We start from the raw sequence: 16,956 nt of genomic DNA on the forward strand, positions 1-16,956 counted from the left end.
ACAACCACAGGAGAGAACATGAGCCAGGACCTGCTCACCGCCACCACCGCCGCCGTCCGGGCCGCCGGTGACCGGATGCTGACGCGCTACTCCCCCGCGTCGCGCCAGCCGGGGCTGCCCGAGCTGCTGAAGAGCCTGCACGACAACGACACCGCCGTCGCCGACGTGCTGCGGCCGGCCCTGACCGGCCTCCGCCCGGAGGCGCGGTGGCTCGACGACGAGCACGGGTCCGGGCCGCTGCCCCCGGGCGAGTGGTGGCTCATCGACCCCGTGGGCGGCAACGTCAACGCCGTGCACGGCATGCCGGAGTGGAACATCGGCGTGAGCCTCGTCCGCGACGGGCGTCCGGTGCTGGCGGTGGTCCACTTCCCGGTGCTCGGCGAGACGTTCACCGCCACCGAGGGCGGCGGCGCCCACCTCGACGGCGAACCGCTGCGGGTGTCCGCCAAGACGTCGCTGGACGGCGCGCTGGCGGGCACCGGCCAGGCCCAGCCGGGCCACGACCCCGAGCTCTTCGCGCGGCTCGCCTCGTCGTTCGCCGCGATGTCGGAAGCCGCGCTGTACGTGCGGATCTCCGTGCCGGTCAGCCACCAGCTCGCCCAGGTCGCCGCGGGCCGGATGGACCTGCACTGGCAGTTCGACAACGTCCGGTCCCACGCCGCGGGCGTGCTGCTGGTCCAGGAAGCCGGGGGTGTCGTCACCGGCCTCGACGGCGGCCCGTGGGACATCGCGGGCACCGGCTACCTCGCCGCCGCGCCCGGCGTGCACGCCGACGCGTTGAAGGTCCTGACCGCCTGAGGCCTGGACGGGGAGCGCCGGCGAGGGGGCAGCCTCGCCGGCGCGAGATCGGTCAGGACAGCCCGAAGAAGGCGATCGCGACCGCCGCCATCCCCGCCGCGGGGAGGCTGTGCCCGGCGCCTTGGACGCTGTAGGCCTCCACCCGGACCGTGCCCGAACCGTCGGCGAAGCGGCGGCGGTTCCAGCCGGCCTGCGGGGTGTCGGCCGACGTCGGCGTCTGGCTCAGGCCGAACACGTTGGTCCACTGCTCGATTTCCTCCTGCAGCAGCGCATACGGCACGAGCGTGTCGGCGGTGCCGTGCCACAGCTGGACGCGCGGGCGGAGACCGGTGTAGCCGGGGTAGGCCTGCCGGACCGCGTCACCCCACTGCTGGGGCGTGCGGTTCGCGCCGCCGCCACCGGTGCACCTGCTCGACCACGGCGGGAAGTCGGCGGCGTTCGCGAAGCAGTTGAACGGCACGCCCATGAACGCCGCACCCGCTTTGAACACGTCCGGGTAGAGGGCGAGCATCTCGTTGGTCATCATGCCGCCGGAGGAGGAACCGGTGGCGAAAACGCGGTTCGGGTCGCCGCCGTAGCGCTGTTCGGCGTAGGTCACCATCGACACGATCGAAACCGGGTCGCTGCCGCCGTTGCGGTGTTTCGCCGCATCGGACCACGTGTCGAAACAATTCCCGAAGCCGGCCTGCTGCTGCGCGCTGGGGTAGATGACGAGGAACCCGTAACGGTCGGCCAGCGAGGCGAACTCGCTGCCGGAGTAGAAGCCGGGGCCCGAACCGCCGCACCCGTGCATGGCGACCACGATCGCCGGGTTGGCCGGGCGCGTGTCCGGCACGTAGATGTGCATGCGCATTCCGCCGGGGTTGTTCCCGAAGCCGGTCACTTCGACCAGCGAGGCGGCCGACGCCGGGGCCGCGACGCCGGCGACGGCCAGCAGCACGGCACTGGCCACGGTCACGAACGCCGTTCTGAATCCACTCATCGGTGACCTCCGTTCGGCGATCCCCCTCGCGCATCGAGGTTAGGCAGATCCACGACGACCGTCAACAATTCATCGACTATTCCGGGATAGCGAAAGTTTCGAACTCGGTGATATGCTGGAAATGCCGGACAAACGATTGTCGATCGTCGCGGAAACAGTGAACAATCCGGCCACGGCGGGAGGTGGCACGTGCCCGGAACGGGCGAGCCGGCCGTGCGCCCCGAGGCGCTGCTGCTCACGGTGTTCGGCGACCACGTGCTGGACCGCGGGGTCGCCGTGTCGACCGGCGGCGTCATCGCGGCGCTCGACCGGCTGGGCGTCGGCGAACACGCGACGCGGGCGACACTGAGCCGGATGGTGCGCCGCGACCTGCTGCACACCGTCCGGCGGGGCCGCCAGGCGTTTCTCGGCCTGACCGGGCACGGCACCGCGGTGCTGCGCGACGGGCAGCGCAGGCTGGACGGCGACGTCGTCGACCGGCACTGGGACGGCCGATGGACGCTGCTGACGTTCTCGGTGCCGGAGACCCGGCGCGCGGACCGGTACGCCCTGCGCACCCGGCTGGGCTGGTTCGGGTTCGGCCCGCTGCGCAGCGGGCTGTGGGTGTCGGCGTCGGCCGCCGACATCGCGCCCGCGCTGGCCGAACTAGACCTGCTGGACCACGCCGAGGTGTTCCGCGCGGAGCCGTACCTGTGGACCGACCCGGCGCGGATCGCCCGCGAGGCCTGGGACCTGCCCGGGATCGCGGCGGGGTACGAGCAGTTCCTCCGGCGCTGGGGTGGCGGGACGGGGGCCGGCCTCGGCGACGACCTGTGTTGCCGCATCCGGCTGGGCGCGGAGTGGCTCCTGCTGATCCGCCGGGACCCGGTCCTGCCGCCGGAACTGCTGCCGCCGGACTGGCCGGGCACGCGCGCGGCGGCGTTGTTCCGCGCCTTGCGTCAGCGATGGACCGGCCCGGCCGAGGAGCTGGCCGGTGAGCTGCTGGAAGCCATCGTCGCGGAATGAGCGGCCCGGGACCGGCGGCGCCCAAGCCGAACAGCATGCGGGCGCTCCTCGACGTGCTCGTCGGGGAATGACACCGACAGCGGTTGCCACGTTGCATGCCACGTTGCAAACTGGGGGCTCCGCCGTCCCCATCCCGGAGGTCAAAGGTGACCGACTTCGATCGACGTGACGTGCTGCGTGCCCTCACCGCGCTGGGGGTGACCGGGGTGACCGCGGGCCTGTTCGGCGGCACCGCCGAAGCAGCCGGCCCGAGTCCGCTGGACCTGAAGTTCTCCATCACCGAACAGTTCCGGCCGTTCGACCTGATCGCCCCGAAGTTCGTCCAGCTCGACTCCCCCGCCCGGCCCGGTGCGCTCGTCAAGACCGGCATCCGGCCGAAGGCGCCCTACGGCACGGTGACCGTGCAGGTGCTCGACGACCGCGCGCCCGTCGTGGCCGGGCTGGCCGGGGACGGGGTGTCGGTGCTCGGCACCTACGACCCCGCCGCCGGCCAGGCCGCCATCGAGATCACCACCTCCGGTGGCACGGCCGTGGTCAAGACCGCGCCGGCGCAGCTGCGGGCACCGTTCGGCTTCGCCGTCGTGGTCAACGAGAACGCCGTCACGGTGCTCGCCGACCGGGGCACCGGCTGGCAGCCGCTGCTGACCGAGCGCGACCAGGTCCGCGCGCGGATCGACCTGCGCGACCCGGCCGTGCTGGGCCGGCTGGGCTACGCCTACGGCAGCCGCGGGCCCGCGCGGCTGGGCCGGGTCCGGGCCGGGTACTTCGGCCAGGCGGGCGTGCGCGACCCGCACGTCGTGCAGCACGCCGACGGCCGCCCCTTCATCCGGCACGGCAAGCTCTACCTGACCATGACCAACGCCGGGCTCGGGTTCTTCCAGCAGGCGCACTGGGGCGTGTGGACGCTCGACCTCGCCGACCCGACGAAGCTGGAGCAGGTCGCGGCCCTGTTCTTCGCCCGTGACGGCGTCGTCCTGGGCGACCACGCCGGCCAGATCGTCTGCGACGGCGACCGGTTCATCCTGCTGATGAGCTCCTGGGGCGACTTCTCGTTCAACGGCGTCCACGTGCGCCACACGGTCACCCACGCCGACGTGCTGTCGGGCGTGCACGTCCTGCCCACCCGGCAGCTGCCGCTGCCCACGACGGTCAGTTCGTGGGACCCGGCGCTGACGAAGATCGACGGCCGCTGGCACATCGCGTTCGTCGAAAGCCCCGCCCAGCAGCCGGCGTTCGTGTTCCACCCGGCCCTGGCCGCCGCCCCGCGCGGCGCGGACTACGACCAGGGCCTGACGCTGCTGGGCGCCGACCGGTCGGTCACCCAGACCGAAGGCACCATCCTGCAGCGGGTGGGCGGCCGCTGGTACCTGTTCGCCAGCGACGGCAACGCGCGCGAGTACCCGGTCTACGACCTGAGCCTGCGCAAGCTCGGCACGCTGAACGCGCCCTACGGCACCAACATCCCGCACCCGATGCTGGTGAAGATCGGCCACCGCTGGTGGCTGCCGACGTTCAACGGGACGCAGTACGCCGAAGACGTCCTCGGCTACGGCGGCCACGGCGACTTCATCCTGATGCAGTCGAGCTAGCGCCAAGCGCCGATCGGGGCACCGGCCGCCGCAAGCCGGTGCCCCGTCACGTTATGGCCTGGGCCCGGCGGACCACCTCCCGGCACAGCCGCCCGACGTCGGAGGGGTCGTCGGTGAACTGGGACGGCTTCACGCAGAACGTCGTGAACCCCAGCTCGAACCGCTCCGGCAGCGCGGCCATCGCCCGGCCGAGGTCGGCGCACGAACGGTCGTCCGGGAACACCGCGCGTCCCCCCGGCCAGCTCCAGCTGGTCGCCGCACGCGGCGCGCCGATTCCGCTGTGGACGGTACGCCGAGCGGGTGGAAGCCGTGCCCGTAGCGCACCAGCCGGTCCAGGATCTCGCGCTGCTCGTCGAGGATCCGCCCGCGCCGGCCGAACGGCACGCCGAGGGCGGCGTACTCGTCGCGGCTCCAGCTCACCGTCGGCTGGACGACCAGGCGCTCTCCGCTCCGCAGGTCCTCGGCCTCGGCGGGCGGTACGCGCACTACCGCTCGCTGGTCGCCGAGGCCGTCCACCTCGCCCTGCGGTGACGCCCCGCCCGCGCCCGGACCCGCCCGGGCGCGGGCGGGCGGGCGGGAATTCACCGGTTGGACGCGATGAAATACACGACGACCCCGATCAACGCGAGCACCTCGCTCAGCACGAAGGTCGTGTAGCCCATCGTCTGCAGTTTTCCTTGCGCTTCCGGCTGCCGTGCCGTGCCGTTGATGACGGCGGCGAAGATCAGGCCGACGCCGATTCCCGGGCCGATCGCCCCCAGGCCATAGCCGATGGCGGCGAGTCCGGGGTTGAGGTTGACGGCCTGGGCCAGAACGTTGTCACTCATGACATTCCCCTTCACATCGGTCCACGCGCACGCTCGCGTGGGACAGCGGGCTCATGCGTCATACCGAAAGCGGAACAGGGCTGGTCGAAGGCGGCGGAAATCGGAGGTCGGGGCGGATCGCGCAGATCTCACTGGGCCGGCGGAATTCGTCGGTAATCGAGTGGTCCGATCACGACCAGGATATCACGGCAAATCGGAAACCGCCCGCGAGAAGACGCGGGGGCGAGCCGGCGTGCCCGCGCCGACCGCTCGGGATGTCCATTGTGGCCGGTCGAGGCAACCACCGGTCGTTGACCGTGAGTGATCAACTGTCGCACCCAGTGATCACGTCCTGCGTCCTCGAAACCGACCGGCCGTCCACCCGGGCCGAATCGGAGTGGTACCCGAAGCCGGGTTACGCCTTCCGCCTGGACGGCCGCAGCGACCCCTTCCGGTCGGACTTGTTTCGAAACCCGGGTACGCCGTAGCGCAACGACACAAAAGGCGGCCGACAAAGCCGGGGGAACGCAAACCGGGCCCGCCGCGGCGCCAATTTATCGACGGAAGAGAAAGCCGGAACGACCCCCCGGACCGCTATTGCCCGCAGTACCCCGCCACCCACAAGCGGCCTGCCCGGCAACCCCGCCGCCGGGCCGGCGGGAGGGCGTCCCGCGAAGCTCCGGACCGCCGGCCCGGACGCGGGCGACCGCAGCGTCAGCGCGGCTTTCGCGGTGTAGTGACCCCCTTGCCGACCGTGCAAGCACCCGGGTGGATGCGGCCGCCCCCAGCGGCCCGCGGCGACCCTACCAGTGAATATCACCGGCGACTGTCGGAGTGCTGTCACCACCATTAATGGTGGTGCTAACACCACCATCCCCTGCGGTGTCCGAATACATCCCGATCCGAACTGTCCACCAGGTGATACTACTGACGAGTTCGGCGTTTCACTGGTCCGAACGGAGGTACCTAAGCCACCGACCCTCTGCCACTATCTTGCGCAAAATACATCTTCGGGTGGTCCGGCCGATGAGTATCGGGCTGCCCGAATCTGGGGGTAGATCGAAGTGCAAATCGAACTGCTGGGCGCCATGGAAATAAGATCCAACGGGAGAATTTACTCGATACGCGCGAAGAAAGTGCGGACCCTGCTGGCGATGATGGCTCTGTCGCCCGGCCGTCCGGTGTCCTACGAGCAGCTGGCGGACGAGCTGTGGGGCCCGCGGTCGCTCGCCAACTCCCGCAACGCGCTGCAGGCGAACATCGCACGGCTGCGGCGGCTCTTCAAGCCGATCACCGACGCGAGCGGGGAGGAGATCGTCCGGACCACCTACAGCGGCTACCAGCTGGAGGTGCCCGCCGAAGCGATCGACTCGCACCGGTTCCTCGAACTCGCGCGGCGCGGCACGTCCCTGGTCACCTCGGCACCGCACGAAGCCACCGGGATCCTGCGGGAGGCCCTGGTGCAGTGGCGGGGGCCGGCGCTGATGGACGTGCAGGACGGGGTGCGCTGCCGGGCCGCGGCCACGCACCTGAACGAGCGTCGGCTGACCGTGCAGGAGGACCTCATCGCCGCGCGGCTGGCGGTGGGGCAGCACCAGGAGATCGTGCACGAACTGCGGCTGCTGGCCACCGAGAACCCGGGCCGGGAGCGGCTCAGCGAACTGCTGATGCTCGCTCTCTACCGCACCGGCCAGCAAAGCGAAGCGCTGTCGGTGTTCCACCACACCAGCAAGTGGCTCGGCAGTGAGCTCGGGCTCTCACCGGGCCGCGCTCTGCGGCAGCTGTACCAGGCCATCCTGGTCCAGGACTGCATGCTCGACTGACGGCACGGCTGCACTCCACAGCCACTTCACAGCAGGGACGGCGCGACCACCGGCCGTCCCTGCTGTCATTTCGCTGTCATCGAACACCGCCCGGTGTTCTTGACCGGCACTGTCCGGGCTCATCCGCTCTCCTTCCGTGATCGACGGCCGTGATCATGGCGCACCCGGATGACCGACGGCTGACGGTTCGCCGACGCCGGCCTTCGTCAGCAGTCGGTCAGAGTGCGGTCATCTGCGCTGGCTAGTTTCCGGCGAGGCCGAAGTTCGCCCGAAACCCAGGAGTAGTCATGACAGCGGCAGTGTCCGAGCGCAGGGAACAGATCCGCGCGATCGTCCGCGACCACCTCGAGCTCGAGGACAGCGAGCTGTCCGAGACGAGCAACTTCATCGAGGACCACGAAGCCGACTCGCTCACGCTGATGGATGTCCTCGCCGCACTGGAAAAGCAGTTCGGCGTCACGATCGACCAGGCCCAGTTCCGCCGGATGGTCGACCTGGACAGCGCCTACGAGGTCGTCGCGGAATCCGCCGGCTGGTAGGGGAATCCGATGAGCGAGCACTCCACCGCGCCCGGACGCCGGGTGGTGATCACCGGCTGCGGGGTGGTCTCCAGCCTCGGCACGGGCATCGACGAATTCACCGCGGCGCTGCGGGCCGGGCGCAGCAACGTCCGGCCCATCAGCGTCTTCGACACGACCGGCTTCGAGCACAACAACGGCTGTGAGGTCATCGGCTTCGAGCCCGAACGCTGGATCCACAACGTCGAGATCGACTCGCTCGGCCGCGCCAGCCGGTTCTCCACCGCCGCCGCCCGGCTGGCCGTGGCGGACTCCGGCATCGACCTCGACGTGCTCCGCGAAGCACGCTGCCTGCTCTCGGTCGGCACGACCGACGGCGAGTCGCACGAGCTGGACAGCATGGTGTCGCTGGACATCGCCGGCGGGCCCGAGGCGATGAGCCCGCGGCTGGCCCGGCGCACGTCGGCCGGACGGCTCGCCACCTCGATCGCCCACGAGCTGCGGCTGTCCAATGTGGAGGTCGGCAGCATCGCGACGGCCTGCTCGGCGGGCAACTACGCCATCGGCCACTCCTTCGACGCGATCCGGCTCGGCGAAGCGGACTTCGCGTTGTGCGGTGGCGCGGACGCCGTGTGCCGCAAGACGTTCACCTCCTTCTACCGGCTGCGCAGCATCGCGCCGGACTACTGCCGCCCGTTCGACAAGAACCGGCTGGGCATCCTGACCGGCGAGGGCGCCGGCATCCTGATGCTGGAGAGCCTGGAGTCGGCGACCGCCCGCGGTGCCCGCATCTACGGCGAGGTCCTCGGCTACGGCCTGTCCTGCGACGCCCACCACCCGGTGGCCCCGCACCAGGGCGGCATCGCCCGGTGCATGGAACTGGCCCTGGCGAACGCCGGCGTCAAGCCCGCCGAAGTCGACCTGATCTCCGCGCACGGCACCGGCACCCACGCCAACGACAAGACCGAAGCGGCGGCGATCCGCGAGCTCTTCGGCGACGACACCCCGCGCGTGGTGTCGATGAAGTCGATGCTCGGCCACTCGATGGGCGCGGCGAGCGCGCTGGCCGCCATCGGCTGCTCGGTCGCCATCACCGAGGGGTTCATCCCGCCGACGATCAACCACGTCGAGACCGACCCCGAGTGCGCCGTCGACTGCGTGCCCAACGTGGCGGTCGAGGCGGACCTGCGGATCGTGCAGAACAACGGCTGGGCCTTCGGCGGCAACAACTCGGTCGTGCTGATCGGCCGCTACGACGGTCCGCGGGAGGCGGTCGCATGACCACCGCACCCCCGGCCGCTCCGGTCATCTCGGCCTGGACGGCGATCTCGCCGTTCGGCCACGACCGCGCCTCCTTCGCCGACGGCGTCCGCACCCGCACGTCCCCGGTGTCCGCAGTGGACACCGGTCGCTGGGCACCGGGGCCCGGCGGGACGGCCGCCACCGTCCCCGGCTTCGAGCCGCGGGACTTCCTCGGCACGAAGGGCACCCGGGCGATGAACCGGGTCAGCGGGCTGGCCGTCGTCGCGGCGAAGCACCTGCTCGCCGACATCGGCGTCGAGCCGGGCGACGAGCGCGACGACATCGGGTTCGTGCTCGGCACCACGACCGGCAGCGTGCAGAGCATGATGGACCTGACCCGCGCGTCGCTCACCGGCGACAAGCCCGACCACGTCGAACCGGCCGCGGTGCCCGGCTGCGTGATGAACTGCGCCGCCGGGCAGGCCGCGATCTGGCACGGGCTCAAGGGTCCGAACGCGACGATCGCGGCGGGCCGGACCACCGGCCCGCACGCGTTCAACTACGCGCGGCGGCTGCTGCGGACCGGCCGGGCGACCCGGGTGCTCTGCGGCGCCGCCGAGGAGTACTCCCCCGCCCGCGCGTGGGTGGAGCACCACCGCCGCGGCGGGGACGGCCCCGTGGTCATCGGCGAGGGCTGCGCCATGTTCCTGCTCGAACCGGCGGACCTGCGGCCGCCCGGGCGCCGGGTGCTGGGCACCCTGGCGGGCTTCGAGTCCCGGGTGTGCCTCGACGGCGACCTCGCCGGGACGGTCGCCGTCGCGGTGCGCGCGCTGCTCCGCTCGGCCGGCGTGGCCCCCGAGCAGGTGTGGGCCGCGACCGGCAGCGGCTTCACCGACTCCCACGGCGACGCGGTCGAGACCACGGCGCTGCGGCAGCTGTTCGGTGCTGCGGCCGTCGACCGCGTGCCGTCGGCGGACCTGCTCGGCGACACGGCTTCGGCGAGCGCGATGTTCCAGCTCGCCGCCGTCCTCAGCGTCGCGGAGTCCGCCGAGCGGGCCGGCGCCGACCACACGGTCGTCACCACCTGCGACGACGACGGTTCGGTGGCGTGCACGCTGCTGCGGCTCGGCGAGCCGGTCGCATGAGCGCGCCCAAGGTCGCGCTGGTCAGCGGCGGCTCGCGCGGCATCGGCCGCGCGGTCGTGCTGCGCCTCGCCGAAAGCGGTCACGACATCGCGTTCTGCTACCGCGCGGACGAGCAGTCCGCCGACGTGCTCGCCAAGGAGGTGCACGACCTCGGACGGCGGGCGGTCGCGACGAAGGTCGACGTCACCGACCGCGAAGCGGCCGCCGACTGGGTGGCCGCCACGGCCGCCGACCTCGGCGTCCCGGACGCGGTGGTGACGTCGGCGGGCATCACCCGCGACGGCGCGTTCGTGACGATGACCGGGGACCGCTGGACCGACGTCCTGCGGACCAACCTCGACGGTGTCTACAACGTCTGCCAGCCGGCCGTGTTCCTCATGCTGAAGCAGCGCCGGGGCAGCGTCGTCACGCTGTCCTCGGTGTCCGGGGTGCACGGCAACCCGACGCAGGTCAACTATTCGGCGTCCAAGAGCGGTGTCATCGGCTTCGCCAAGGCGCTCGCGAAGGAGATCGGCCGGTTCGGGATCCGGGTCAACGCGGTCGCGCCGGGCCTGATCGAGACGGACATGACCGGGCAGATGACGGACAAGGCACGCGAGAAGCTGCGCGCGGCCATCCCGCTGGGCCGGTTCGGCACCGCCGAGGAGGTCGCCGACCTGGTGTCCTACCTGGTGTCCGACCGCGCCGCCTACATCACCGGAAGCGTATTCGAGATCGACGGCGGCCTGGTCGTCTGAGGGGAAGATCCACAGTGGATTCCGATACCACGAGCCCGCGGTTCATCGCGCGGCTCAAGACGGCCGCGCTCGGCTCGGCCGAGCACCCGTTCGTCTTCCTCGGCAACTTCGAGGTCGAAGAGCTGTGGGCGGCCGACGAGCTGGGCCTGCCGCGGGTGTCCGCGGCGGGCAGCACGGCGGTGGTCAACAGCATGGACGAGTTCGCGCTGCTGCTGGGCGGCAAGGGCGACCACGTCGTGCTGAAGCACGCACCCGACCCGGACTACCACCGCTACCTGCTCGACCTCGGCTTCGAGCTGCCGGAGGTGCACGTCGTCGCGGCGCCGGACCCGGCGCGCAACGTCACCCAGGACGCGCTCGCCGATCCGGCGCTCGTCGCCGCGCTGGCCGAACTGGCCACCGACGGCGCACACCTGCTCCCCCACGGCGCCTCGGCGGTCGAGGAGGAGCTCGCGGCCCGCACGGGCGTGCCGCTGGCCACGCCGCCCGCCGCGCTCTGCAAGGCCGTCAACAGCAAGGTCTACAGCCGGCAGCTGGCCGACGAGCTCGGGCTGCGGCAGCCGCCCGGCTGGATCTGCGACACCCCCGCCCAGCTGGCCGACGCCGTGCCGGAGGCGGCCAAGGTGCTCGCCGAGGGCGGCACGGTGGTGGTGAAGGAGGCGTTCGGCGTCTCGGGCAAGGGCATCGCCGTCGTCACCAGCGAGCAGCGGCTGCTGCGCCTGCAGCGGATGATCGAACGCACCGCCGAAAAGGCGGGCCGCGACCGGATCGCGCTGGTCACCGAGACCTGGGTCGACAAGCGCGCCGACCTGAACTACCAGTTCACCGTGGGCCGGGACGGCTCGGTGCGGTTCGACTTCGTCAAGGAGGCCATCACCGAAAACGGCGTCCACAAGGGACACCGGATGCCGCCGCGCCTCGACGGAGCCCAGCACGCGGTGATCCGGCACGCGGCGGACGTCCTCGGCGCCCGCCTGGCCCGGGACGGCTACTACGGTGTGGTCGGGGTCGACGCGCTGGTCGAGCCGGACGGCGGCATCTTCCCGGTGCTGGAGATCAACGCGCGCAACAACATGTCCACCTACCAGGTGCCGCTGCAGGAGCGGTTCGTGCCCGAGGGCGCCGTCGCGATGGCCCGGCACTACCCGGTGCGCCTCGCCGCTCCCCTGCCCTTCTCGCGATTGCGCGAGACGCTCGGCGACCTGCTGTTCGCCGGGTCCGGCAGCGGGCTGCTCGTCAACAACTTCGCCACGGTCAACGCGGGCGCCGGGGTCGCCGCCGCGGGCGAAGCGTTCGCCGGCCGCCTCTACGGCGTGCTCATCGGGCCGTCCGCGGAAGCGCTCGACGAGCTGGACGACCGGATCACCGAGCGCCTCACCACCCTCGCCGCCGACTGAACCGCCGCCCCACCGACCGTCCTCACCCCAAGCGCCCCAATGTGGCCTTCGGTGCGTCAGACGCACCGAAGGCCGCCTTGGGGCGCTTGGGCCCACCGACTGCCTCAGGAGGCTGCCAGCATGAGCACCAGCACGTCCGTCCCGGAGTTCGCCGTCATCTCCGGGGCGCAGGTCCACGAAGTCCTCGGCGGGCAGGAAAAGCTCGTCATCGACCTCATCGAGTCGGCCTACCGCCTGCACGGCGCGGGCGACACGGTCAACCCGCCGTCCTACTTCCTGCGCTTCCCGGACCGGCCGTCCTCGCGGATCATCGCCCTGCCGGCGTCGGTCGGCGGCGACATCGCGGTCGACGGGCTCAAGTGGATCTCGAGCTTCCCGGAGAACGTCGCGAGCGGGCTGCCGCGGGCGTCGGCGATCCTCGTGCTCAACGACCCGCGGACCGGCTACCCGCTGGCCTGCCTGGAAAGCTCCATCATCAGCGCCACCCGGACCGCCGCGTCGGCCGCGCTGGCCGCCGACTGGCTGACCCGGGACCGGGCCCGGCCCGCCCGGCTGGGCATCGTCGGCACCGGCCTCATCGCGCGGTACATCCACACCTACCTGGCCGCCGGGGGCTGGGACTTCGACGACGTCGGCGTGTTCGACCTCAGCACCGCGCACGCCGAGGGGTTCCGCGGCTACCTGAACGCGGCCGGCCAGTCTTCGGTCACCGTGCACGGGTCCGCCGAGGACCTGATTCGCGGCAGCGACCTGGTCGTGTTCGCCACGGTCGCCGGGGAGCCGCACGTCCACGACCCGGCGTGGTTCGACCACCACCCGCTGGTCCTGCACGTCTCCCTGCGCGACCTGGCCCCGGAAGTGATCCTCGCCTCGACCAACGTCGTCGACGACGTCGAGCACTGCCTGAAGGCCAACACGTCGGTGCACCTGGCCGAGCAGCGGACCGGGAACCGCGAGTTCCTGTCCGGGACCCTGTACGACGTCATGACCGGGACGGCCACCCTACCGAAGGACCGGCCGCTGGTCTTCTCGCCGTTCGGGCTCGGCGTGCTCGACCTCGCCGTCGGCAAGCACGTCTACGACCAGCTGCACGCGGCAGGCGACCTGCGGACCGTGCCCGAGTTCTTCTTCGAACTCGACCGGTACGGCAAGCGGTGAGCGGGAGCTTCGCGTGCCGATAATCAGCGCCCCGCAGGACTTCAACACCGACGACCTGTTCGTCGACCTCCGCCGGTTCGCCGGCCACCCGCTCTACCTCAAGTGCGAGGGCTTCAACTTCGCCGGGTCCATCAAGATCAAGGCCGCCCGGTCGATGGTCGCCGCGGCCGAGCGCCGCGGCGATCTGAAGCCCGGCTCGACGCTCGTGGAGAGCTCGTCCGGCAACCTCGGCGTGGCCCTCAGCCTCGTCGCCGCGAGCTCCGGCTACCACTTCGTCTGCGTCACCGACTCGCGGTGCACCCTCGGCGCCCGGCAGCTGATGGAAACGATGGGCGCGGAGGTCCGCATCGTCACCGAACCGCACCCGGAGCACGGCCTGCTGGGTGCGCGCATCGAGCTCGTGCGGCGGTTGTGCGCCGAACGCGGGTTCGTCTGGCTCAACCAGTACGAGAACGCCGGGAACTGGCGCGCCCACTACGAAACGACCGGTCCGCAGATCGCCGGCGGGTTTCCCGACGCCGCCGTCGTGTTCATCGGGGCGGGCACCACCGGCACCCTGATGGGGGTCGCCCGGTACCTGCGCGAGCACCGGCCGGGCACCCGGGTGGTCGCGATCGACACGGTCGGCTCGGTCACCTTCGGCACGCCGCCGGCCCGGCGGATGATCCCCGGGCTGGGCACCGGGATCCGGCCGCCGATGCTCGACGCCTCCTACGTCGACGACGTCCTGCACGTCGAAGAAGCGGACACCGTGCGCACCTGCCGGGCCCTCACGCGGGAGGGGTTCTGCTTCGGCGGTTCCACCGGGACCGTGGTGAGCGGAGCACTGAGCTGGCTGGCCGCGCACGCCCACGAGGAGATCGGCCCGGCGGTCGCGATCGCGCCCGACCTCGGTGACCGCTACCTCGACACCGTCTACCACGACCAGTGGGTGGCGGACCTCTACGGCGAGGACCTGCTCGAGGACGACGGGCTCCGCGTCCTGTGATCCACCACACACGGCCTAGCACCACCGCGGATCCGGGACTCACACCCCGTGAACGAACGATCACGCTTCACTAGACTCGAACACATGCGCGGATAGGAAAGACCGCGAACGCCGCCATGCCCATCGGGTCGAAGGGGACGATCGTGAAGCCTTCACCGGCCGTCCGCGCCTCCTGCTGGAGTGCCGGCCACTCCAGCGCGGTCATCACCCTCTGGCTGGTTCTGCTGGCCCTGGCCGAACTGCCGGGGCTCGCCGGCGGGCCCCGGCTCGGCGGTGGCTCGCTCGCCGACCCGGACGTGGCGGCGAACTGGTGGCCGGTGGTCGCCGCGCCCATCGCGGTGCTGCTGAGCGTGCCCTTCTCCCGGCTGCTGCTGCTCGTGTCCGCGGTGTTCATCAGCGTGGTCACGGTGGCGACGGCGGCGGTGCTGGACACGGTTTCCGGGTCCGTCACGATGTCGCCGCGCACCGGCGACGCGGCCCTGCTGGTCGTCATCCCGGTTTCGGTCCAGCACCTGCTGTTCGCCTTCTGCCGGCGGCGGGAAGCGCTGGCGGGCGGGAACGACGCGGCGCGGACGGTGCGGATCGTCGCGAGCACGGCGGGCCACGCGGCCCTCGTCTCCGGCGGCGGCGTGGCCGCGTCACTGGCCGCGGTGGCGGTCGCCGGCACCGCGGAGCTGATGCCGCTGGCCACCGCGGCGCTGGTGGCGGTGGTGGTGGCGACCGTCGCGGCGCTGAGCCTGCTGCCCGCCCTCACCGAGCGCGTGCTCGCCTCGCCGAAGGAACTGCCGCCGCAGCCGCCCTCGCGGTTGACGGTCGGCGACCTGCCCCGGTTCGTGCGGCCGGCCGCGATCGCGGCCGGGGTGCTCTCCCTCGCCGCCGCCGCCGGTTACGGGGCGCTGCGGGTGTTCTCCCCCATGTGCGCGGGCTGCCGTCCCCTGGCCGCCGACCTGGACGTCTGCGGGGTGACGACGATGCTGATCGTCCTCGGCCTGGCCACGCTCGTCGCCTACCGGCGTCCGGTGGTGGCGCTGGCGACGTTCGTGCTGAACGCCGTCGCCGTGCTCGCCGGGCTGGGGCTGCTGGCGCTGCTCGTCGATCCGCTGCCCGGCTGGGCGCCCATGGTGCTCGTGGTCGCGCTGCTCGTGCCGGCGAACCACCTGCAGGTCTACCTGCTGCACCGGCTGCGGAGCGAGACACTGGCCGGGATGTCCCGGCGCAACACGGTGGCACACGCGTGCCGCCGGGCCTGGTCGGCATCCGGCGGCGCGCTGCTGGTGACGGTGGTGATGTGGCTGGTCTGGGGACTGACCGAACACGGCGACGTCCGGGAGTTCGCCCTGGCGACCGCGGTGGTCCTCGTCGTCGACACGGCGATCGTCCGGTTCCTCCTGCTGCCCCGGCTCGCCGTCCTGGGCGGACGGGCGAACTGGTGGCGGCCGGTCAAGTGACCGGGTGGACGTCCGGTTCCTGCTGCTGCACACCAGCTCGCCGTCCCGAGTGGACGGACGGAGCTGGTGGCGGCCGGTCAACTGACGGGCGGACGTCCGGTCAGGTCGAGGAACACCTCGTCCAGCGTCGGGCGGCGCAGCGCGAAGTCGGTGTACTCCACTCCGGCGTCGCGCAGGGCGGCGGCCGCGGCCGCGATGCCGCCGGCCGTGTCGGGGAGTTCGACCGCGATGCTGCGCTTGCGTTCGTCGACGGTCACCGACGAGCCCGGCACCCGGGACAGCGCGGACACCGCGGGGTCGAGCCACTTGGGGTCGGCGACGGCGACTTCGAGCCGCTCCGCACCGATCTTGCGCTTGAGCTCGTCGGCGGTGCCTTCGGCGATCACGCGGCCGTGGTCGATCACCACGATGTGGTCGGCGAGGTAGTCGGCCTCTTCGAGGTACTGCGTGGTGAGCAGGACCGTGACGCCTTCCTCGACCAGGCCCCGCACGATGCCCCACAGCGTGCTGCGGCTGGCCGGGTCGAGGCCGGTGGTCGGCTCGTCGAGGAACAGCACCGACGGGCGGCCGATCAGGCAGGTGGCCAGGTCGAGCCGCCGCCGCATGCCGCCCGAATAAGTGCCGACCGCGCGGTCGGCGGCCGCGGTCAGGTCGAAGCGCTCGAGCAGCTCGGTGGCCCGCTCCCGGGCCCCGCGCCGTCCCAGGTGCAGCAGGGTGCCGAGCAGCTGGAGGTTCTGCCGTCCGGTGAGCAGTTCGTCGACCGCGGCGTACTGGCCGACCAGGCCGATCCGGCGCTGCACCTCCTTCGCCTGCGTGGCCACGTCGAACCCGGCCACCCGGGCGGTGCCGCCGTCCGGGCGCAACAGGGTGGCGAGCACCCGGACGGTGGTGGTCTTGCCGGCGCCGTTGGGGCCGAGCAGCCCCAGCACCGAGCCCGCGGGCACCCGCAGGTCGATGCCCGCCAGTGCCTGGTGGTCGCCGAATCCCTTGCGCAGCCCGGTGACTTCGATGGCCGCTTCGCGGTCGAGCGCGTCGCTCGCCATCAGCCGGCGTCCTGCAGGCTCTTCGGGCGCAGGTCCGGCCAGGTGGCCTCGACGTGGGCGACCGCGTCCGCGCGGGAACTCTCCCCCAGCGAGACCTCCCACCCCGGTGGCACCGCGGCGAACACCGGCCAGATGCTGCGTTCTTCCTCGGCGTTGACCAGGACGAGGAACCGGCCGTTCTCGTCGTCGAATGGACTCGTCACTTCACATCTCCGTCTGTGTCGGCTGGCTTGCTGTCATGGTGTTCGGACCGGCTGACGGTCCGCTGACCGCCACC

General features: G+C 71.7%; 18 protein-coding genes. 13 read left to right on the forward strand and 5 right to left on the reverse strand.

Annotation, left to right across the window (positions count from 1 at the left end):
* Window positions 1–18: 18 nt before the first annotated feature.
* On the forward strand, window positions 19–798 hold the full coding sequence (locus tag ACLJOU_RS33250) for an inositol monophosphatase family protein (RefSeq protein WP_410573106.1): 780 nt from the start codon (window positions 19–21) through the stop codon (window positions 796–798).
* A 52-nt stretch (window positions 799–850) separates the two neighbouring features.
* Here the strand turns inward: ACLJOU_RS33250 and ACLJOU_RS33255 are convergent, their stop codons facing one another.
* Window positions 851–1,780: an alpha/beta hydrolase family esterase gene (locus ACLJOU_RS33255; RefSeq protein ID WP_410573108.1), complete on the reverse strand. Its 930-nt coding sequence runs from the start codon at window positions 1,778–1,780 to the stop codon at window positions 851–853.
* Between the two features lie 189 nt (window positions 1,781–1,969).
* Between ACLJOU_RS33255 and ACLJOU_RS33260 the strand changes: the two genes are divergently transcribed.
* Both ACLJOU_RS33260 and ACLJOU_RS33265 read left to right on the forward strand, forming a co-directional pair.
* Window positions 1,970–2,785, forward strand: coding sequence for a PaaX family transcriptional regulator C-terminal domain-containing protein (locus ACLJOU_RS33260; RefSeq protein ID WP_410573110.1), 816 nt, complete (start codon window positions 1,970–1,972; stop codon window positions 2,783–2,785).
* A 146-nt stretch (window positions 2,786–2,931) separates the two neighbouring features.
* Window positions 2,932–4,374, forward strand: coding sequence for a hypothetical protein (locus ACLJOU_RS33265; protein ID WP_410573112.1), 1,443 nt, complete (start codon window positions 2,932–2,934; stop codon window positions 4,372–4,374).
* A gap of 46 nt (window positions 4,375–4,420) precedes the next feature.
* Here ACLJOU_RS33265 and ACLJOU_RS33270 read toward each other — a convergent pair whose 3' ends face one another.
* On the reverse strand, window positions 4,421–4,597 hold the full coding sequence (locus ACLJOU_RS33270) for a hypothetical protein (RefSeq protein ID WP_410573114.1): 177 nt from the start codon (window positions 4,595–4,597) through the stop codon (window positions 4,421–4,423).
* A gap of 86 nt (window positions 4,598–4,683) precedes the next feature.
* Here ACLJOU_RS33270 and ACLJOU_RS33275 point away from each other — a divergent pair, with 86 nt between their 5' ends.
* Window positions 4,684–4,905, forward strand: a complete 222-nt coding sequence (locus tag ACLJOU_RS33275; protein WP_410573116.1) for a hypothetical protein — start codon at window positions 4,684–4,686, stop codon at window positions 4,903–4,905.
* Window positions 4,906–4,955: 50 nt separating this feature from the next.
* On the opposite strand, the gene ACLJOU_RS33280 is transcribed toward ACLJOU_RS33275, so the two are convergent.
* A complete protein-coding gene (locus ACLJOU_RS33280; protein WP_410573118.1) occupies window positions 4,956–5,201 on the reverse strand; it encodes an ATP F0F1 synthase subunit C in 246 nt (81 codons plus the stop codon).
* Between the two features lie 1,043 nt (window positions 5,202–6,244).
* Between ACLJOU_RS33280 and ACLJOU_RS33285 the strand changes: the two genes are divergently transcribed.
* From ACLJOU_RS33285 to ACLJOU_RS33325, 9 genes are all read left to right on the forward strand, one after another.
* Window positions 6,245–7,003 carry an AfsR/SARP family transcriptional regulator gene (locus ACLJOU_RS33285; RefSeq protein ID WP_410573120.1) on the forward strand — a complete coding sequence of 253 codons (759 nt, stop codon included), beginning with the start codon at window positions 6,245–6,247 and terminating at the stop codon, window positions 7,001–7,003.
* A gap of 287 nt (window positions 7,004–7,290) precedes the next feature.
* A complete protein-coding gene (locus ACLJOU_RS33290; RefSeq protein WP_410573122.1) occupies window positions 7,291–7,542 on the forward strand; it encodes an acyl carrier protein in 252 nt (83 codons plus the stop codon).
* A gap of 9 nt (window positions 7,543–7,551) precedes the next feature.
* Window positions 7,552–8,802, forward strand: a complete 1,251-nt coding sequence (locus tag ACLJOU_RS33295) for a beta-ketoacyl-[acyl-carrier-protein] synthase family protein (RefSeq protein ID WP_410573124.1) — start codon at window positions 7,552–7,554, stop codon at window positions 8,800–8,802.
* Complete coding sequence (locus tag ACLJOU_RS33300) at window positions 8,799–9,908, forward strand: beta-ketoacyl synthase N-terminal-like domain-containing protein (protein ID WP_410573126.1); 1,110 nt, start codon at window positions 8,799–8,801, stop codon at window positions 9,906–9,908. The genes ACLJOU_RS33295 and ACLJOU_RS33300 overlap by 4 nt, the downstream gene beginning before the upstream one ends.
* The gene (gene fabG / locus ACLJOU_RS33305; RefSeq protein WP_410573128.1) at window positions 9,905–10,645 is read left to right on the forward strand and encodes a 3-oxoacyl-ACP reductase FabG; all 741 of its coding nucleotides are present in this window, start codon (window positions 9,905–9,907) and stop codon (window positions 10,643–10,645) included. The genes ACLJOU_RS33300 and fabG overlap by 4 nt, the downstream gene beginning before the upstream one ends.
* A gap of 14 nt (window positions 10,646–10,659) precedes the next feature.
* Window positions 10,660–12,042, forward strand: a complete 1,383-nt coding sequence (locus ACLJOU_RS33310; protein ID WP_410573130.1) for a hypothetical protein — start codon at window positions 10,660–10,662, stop codon at window positions 12,040–12,042.
* Window positions 12,043–12,162: 120 nt separating this feature from the next.
* On the forward strand, window positions 12,163–13,200 hold the full coding sequence (gene sbnB, locus ACLJOU_RS33315) for a 2,3-diaminopropionate biosynthesis protein SbnB (RefSeq protein ID WP_410573132.1): 1,038 nt from the start codon (window positions 12,163–12,165) through the stop codon (window positions 13,198–13,200).
* Between the two features lie 13 nt (window positions 13,201–13,213).
* Window positions 13,214–14,188 carry a 2,3-diaminopropionate biosynthesis protein SbnA gene (gene sbnA, locus ACLJOU_RS33320; protein WP_410573134.1) on the forward strand — a complete coding sequence of 325 codons (975 nt, stop codon included), beginning with the start codon at window positions 13,214–13,216 and terminating at the stop codon, window positions 14,186–14,188.
* A gap of 143 nt (window positions 14,189–14,331) precedes the next feature.
* Complete coding sequence (locus ACLJOU_RS33325; RefSeq protein ID WP_410573136.1) at window positions 14,332–15,636, forward strand: MMPL family transporter; 1,305 nt, start codon at window positions 14,332–14,334, stop codon at window positions 15,634–15,636.
* A gap of 77 nt (window positions 15,637–15,713) precedes the next feature.
* Here the strand turns inward: ACLJOU_RS33325 and ACLJOU_RS33330 are convergent, their stop codons facing one another.
* Together ACLJOU_RS33330 and ACLJOU_RS33335 are read right to left on the reverse strand one after the other, a co-directional pair.
* Window positions 15,714–16,679, reverse strand: coding sequence for an ATP-binding cassette domain-containing protein (locus tag ACLJOU_RS33330; RefSeq protein ID WP_410573138.1), 966 nt, complete (start codon window positions 16,677–16,679; stop codon window positions 15,714–15,716).
* Entirely contained in the window at window positions 16,679–16,882 is a 204-nt protein-coding gene (locus ACLJOU_RS33335) for an MbtH family protein (protein WP_410573140.1), read from the reverse strand. The genes ACLJOU_RS33330 and ACLJOU_RS33335 overlap by 1 nt, the downstream gene beginning before the upstream one ends.
* Window positions 16,883–16,956 lie beyond the last annotated feature (74 nt).

This window comes from Amycolatopsis sp. cmx-4-61, from assembly GCF_046548775.1.
Lineage (GTDB): Bacteria > Actinomycetota > Actinomycetes > Mycobacteriales > Pseudonocardiaceae > Amycolatopsis.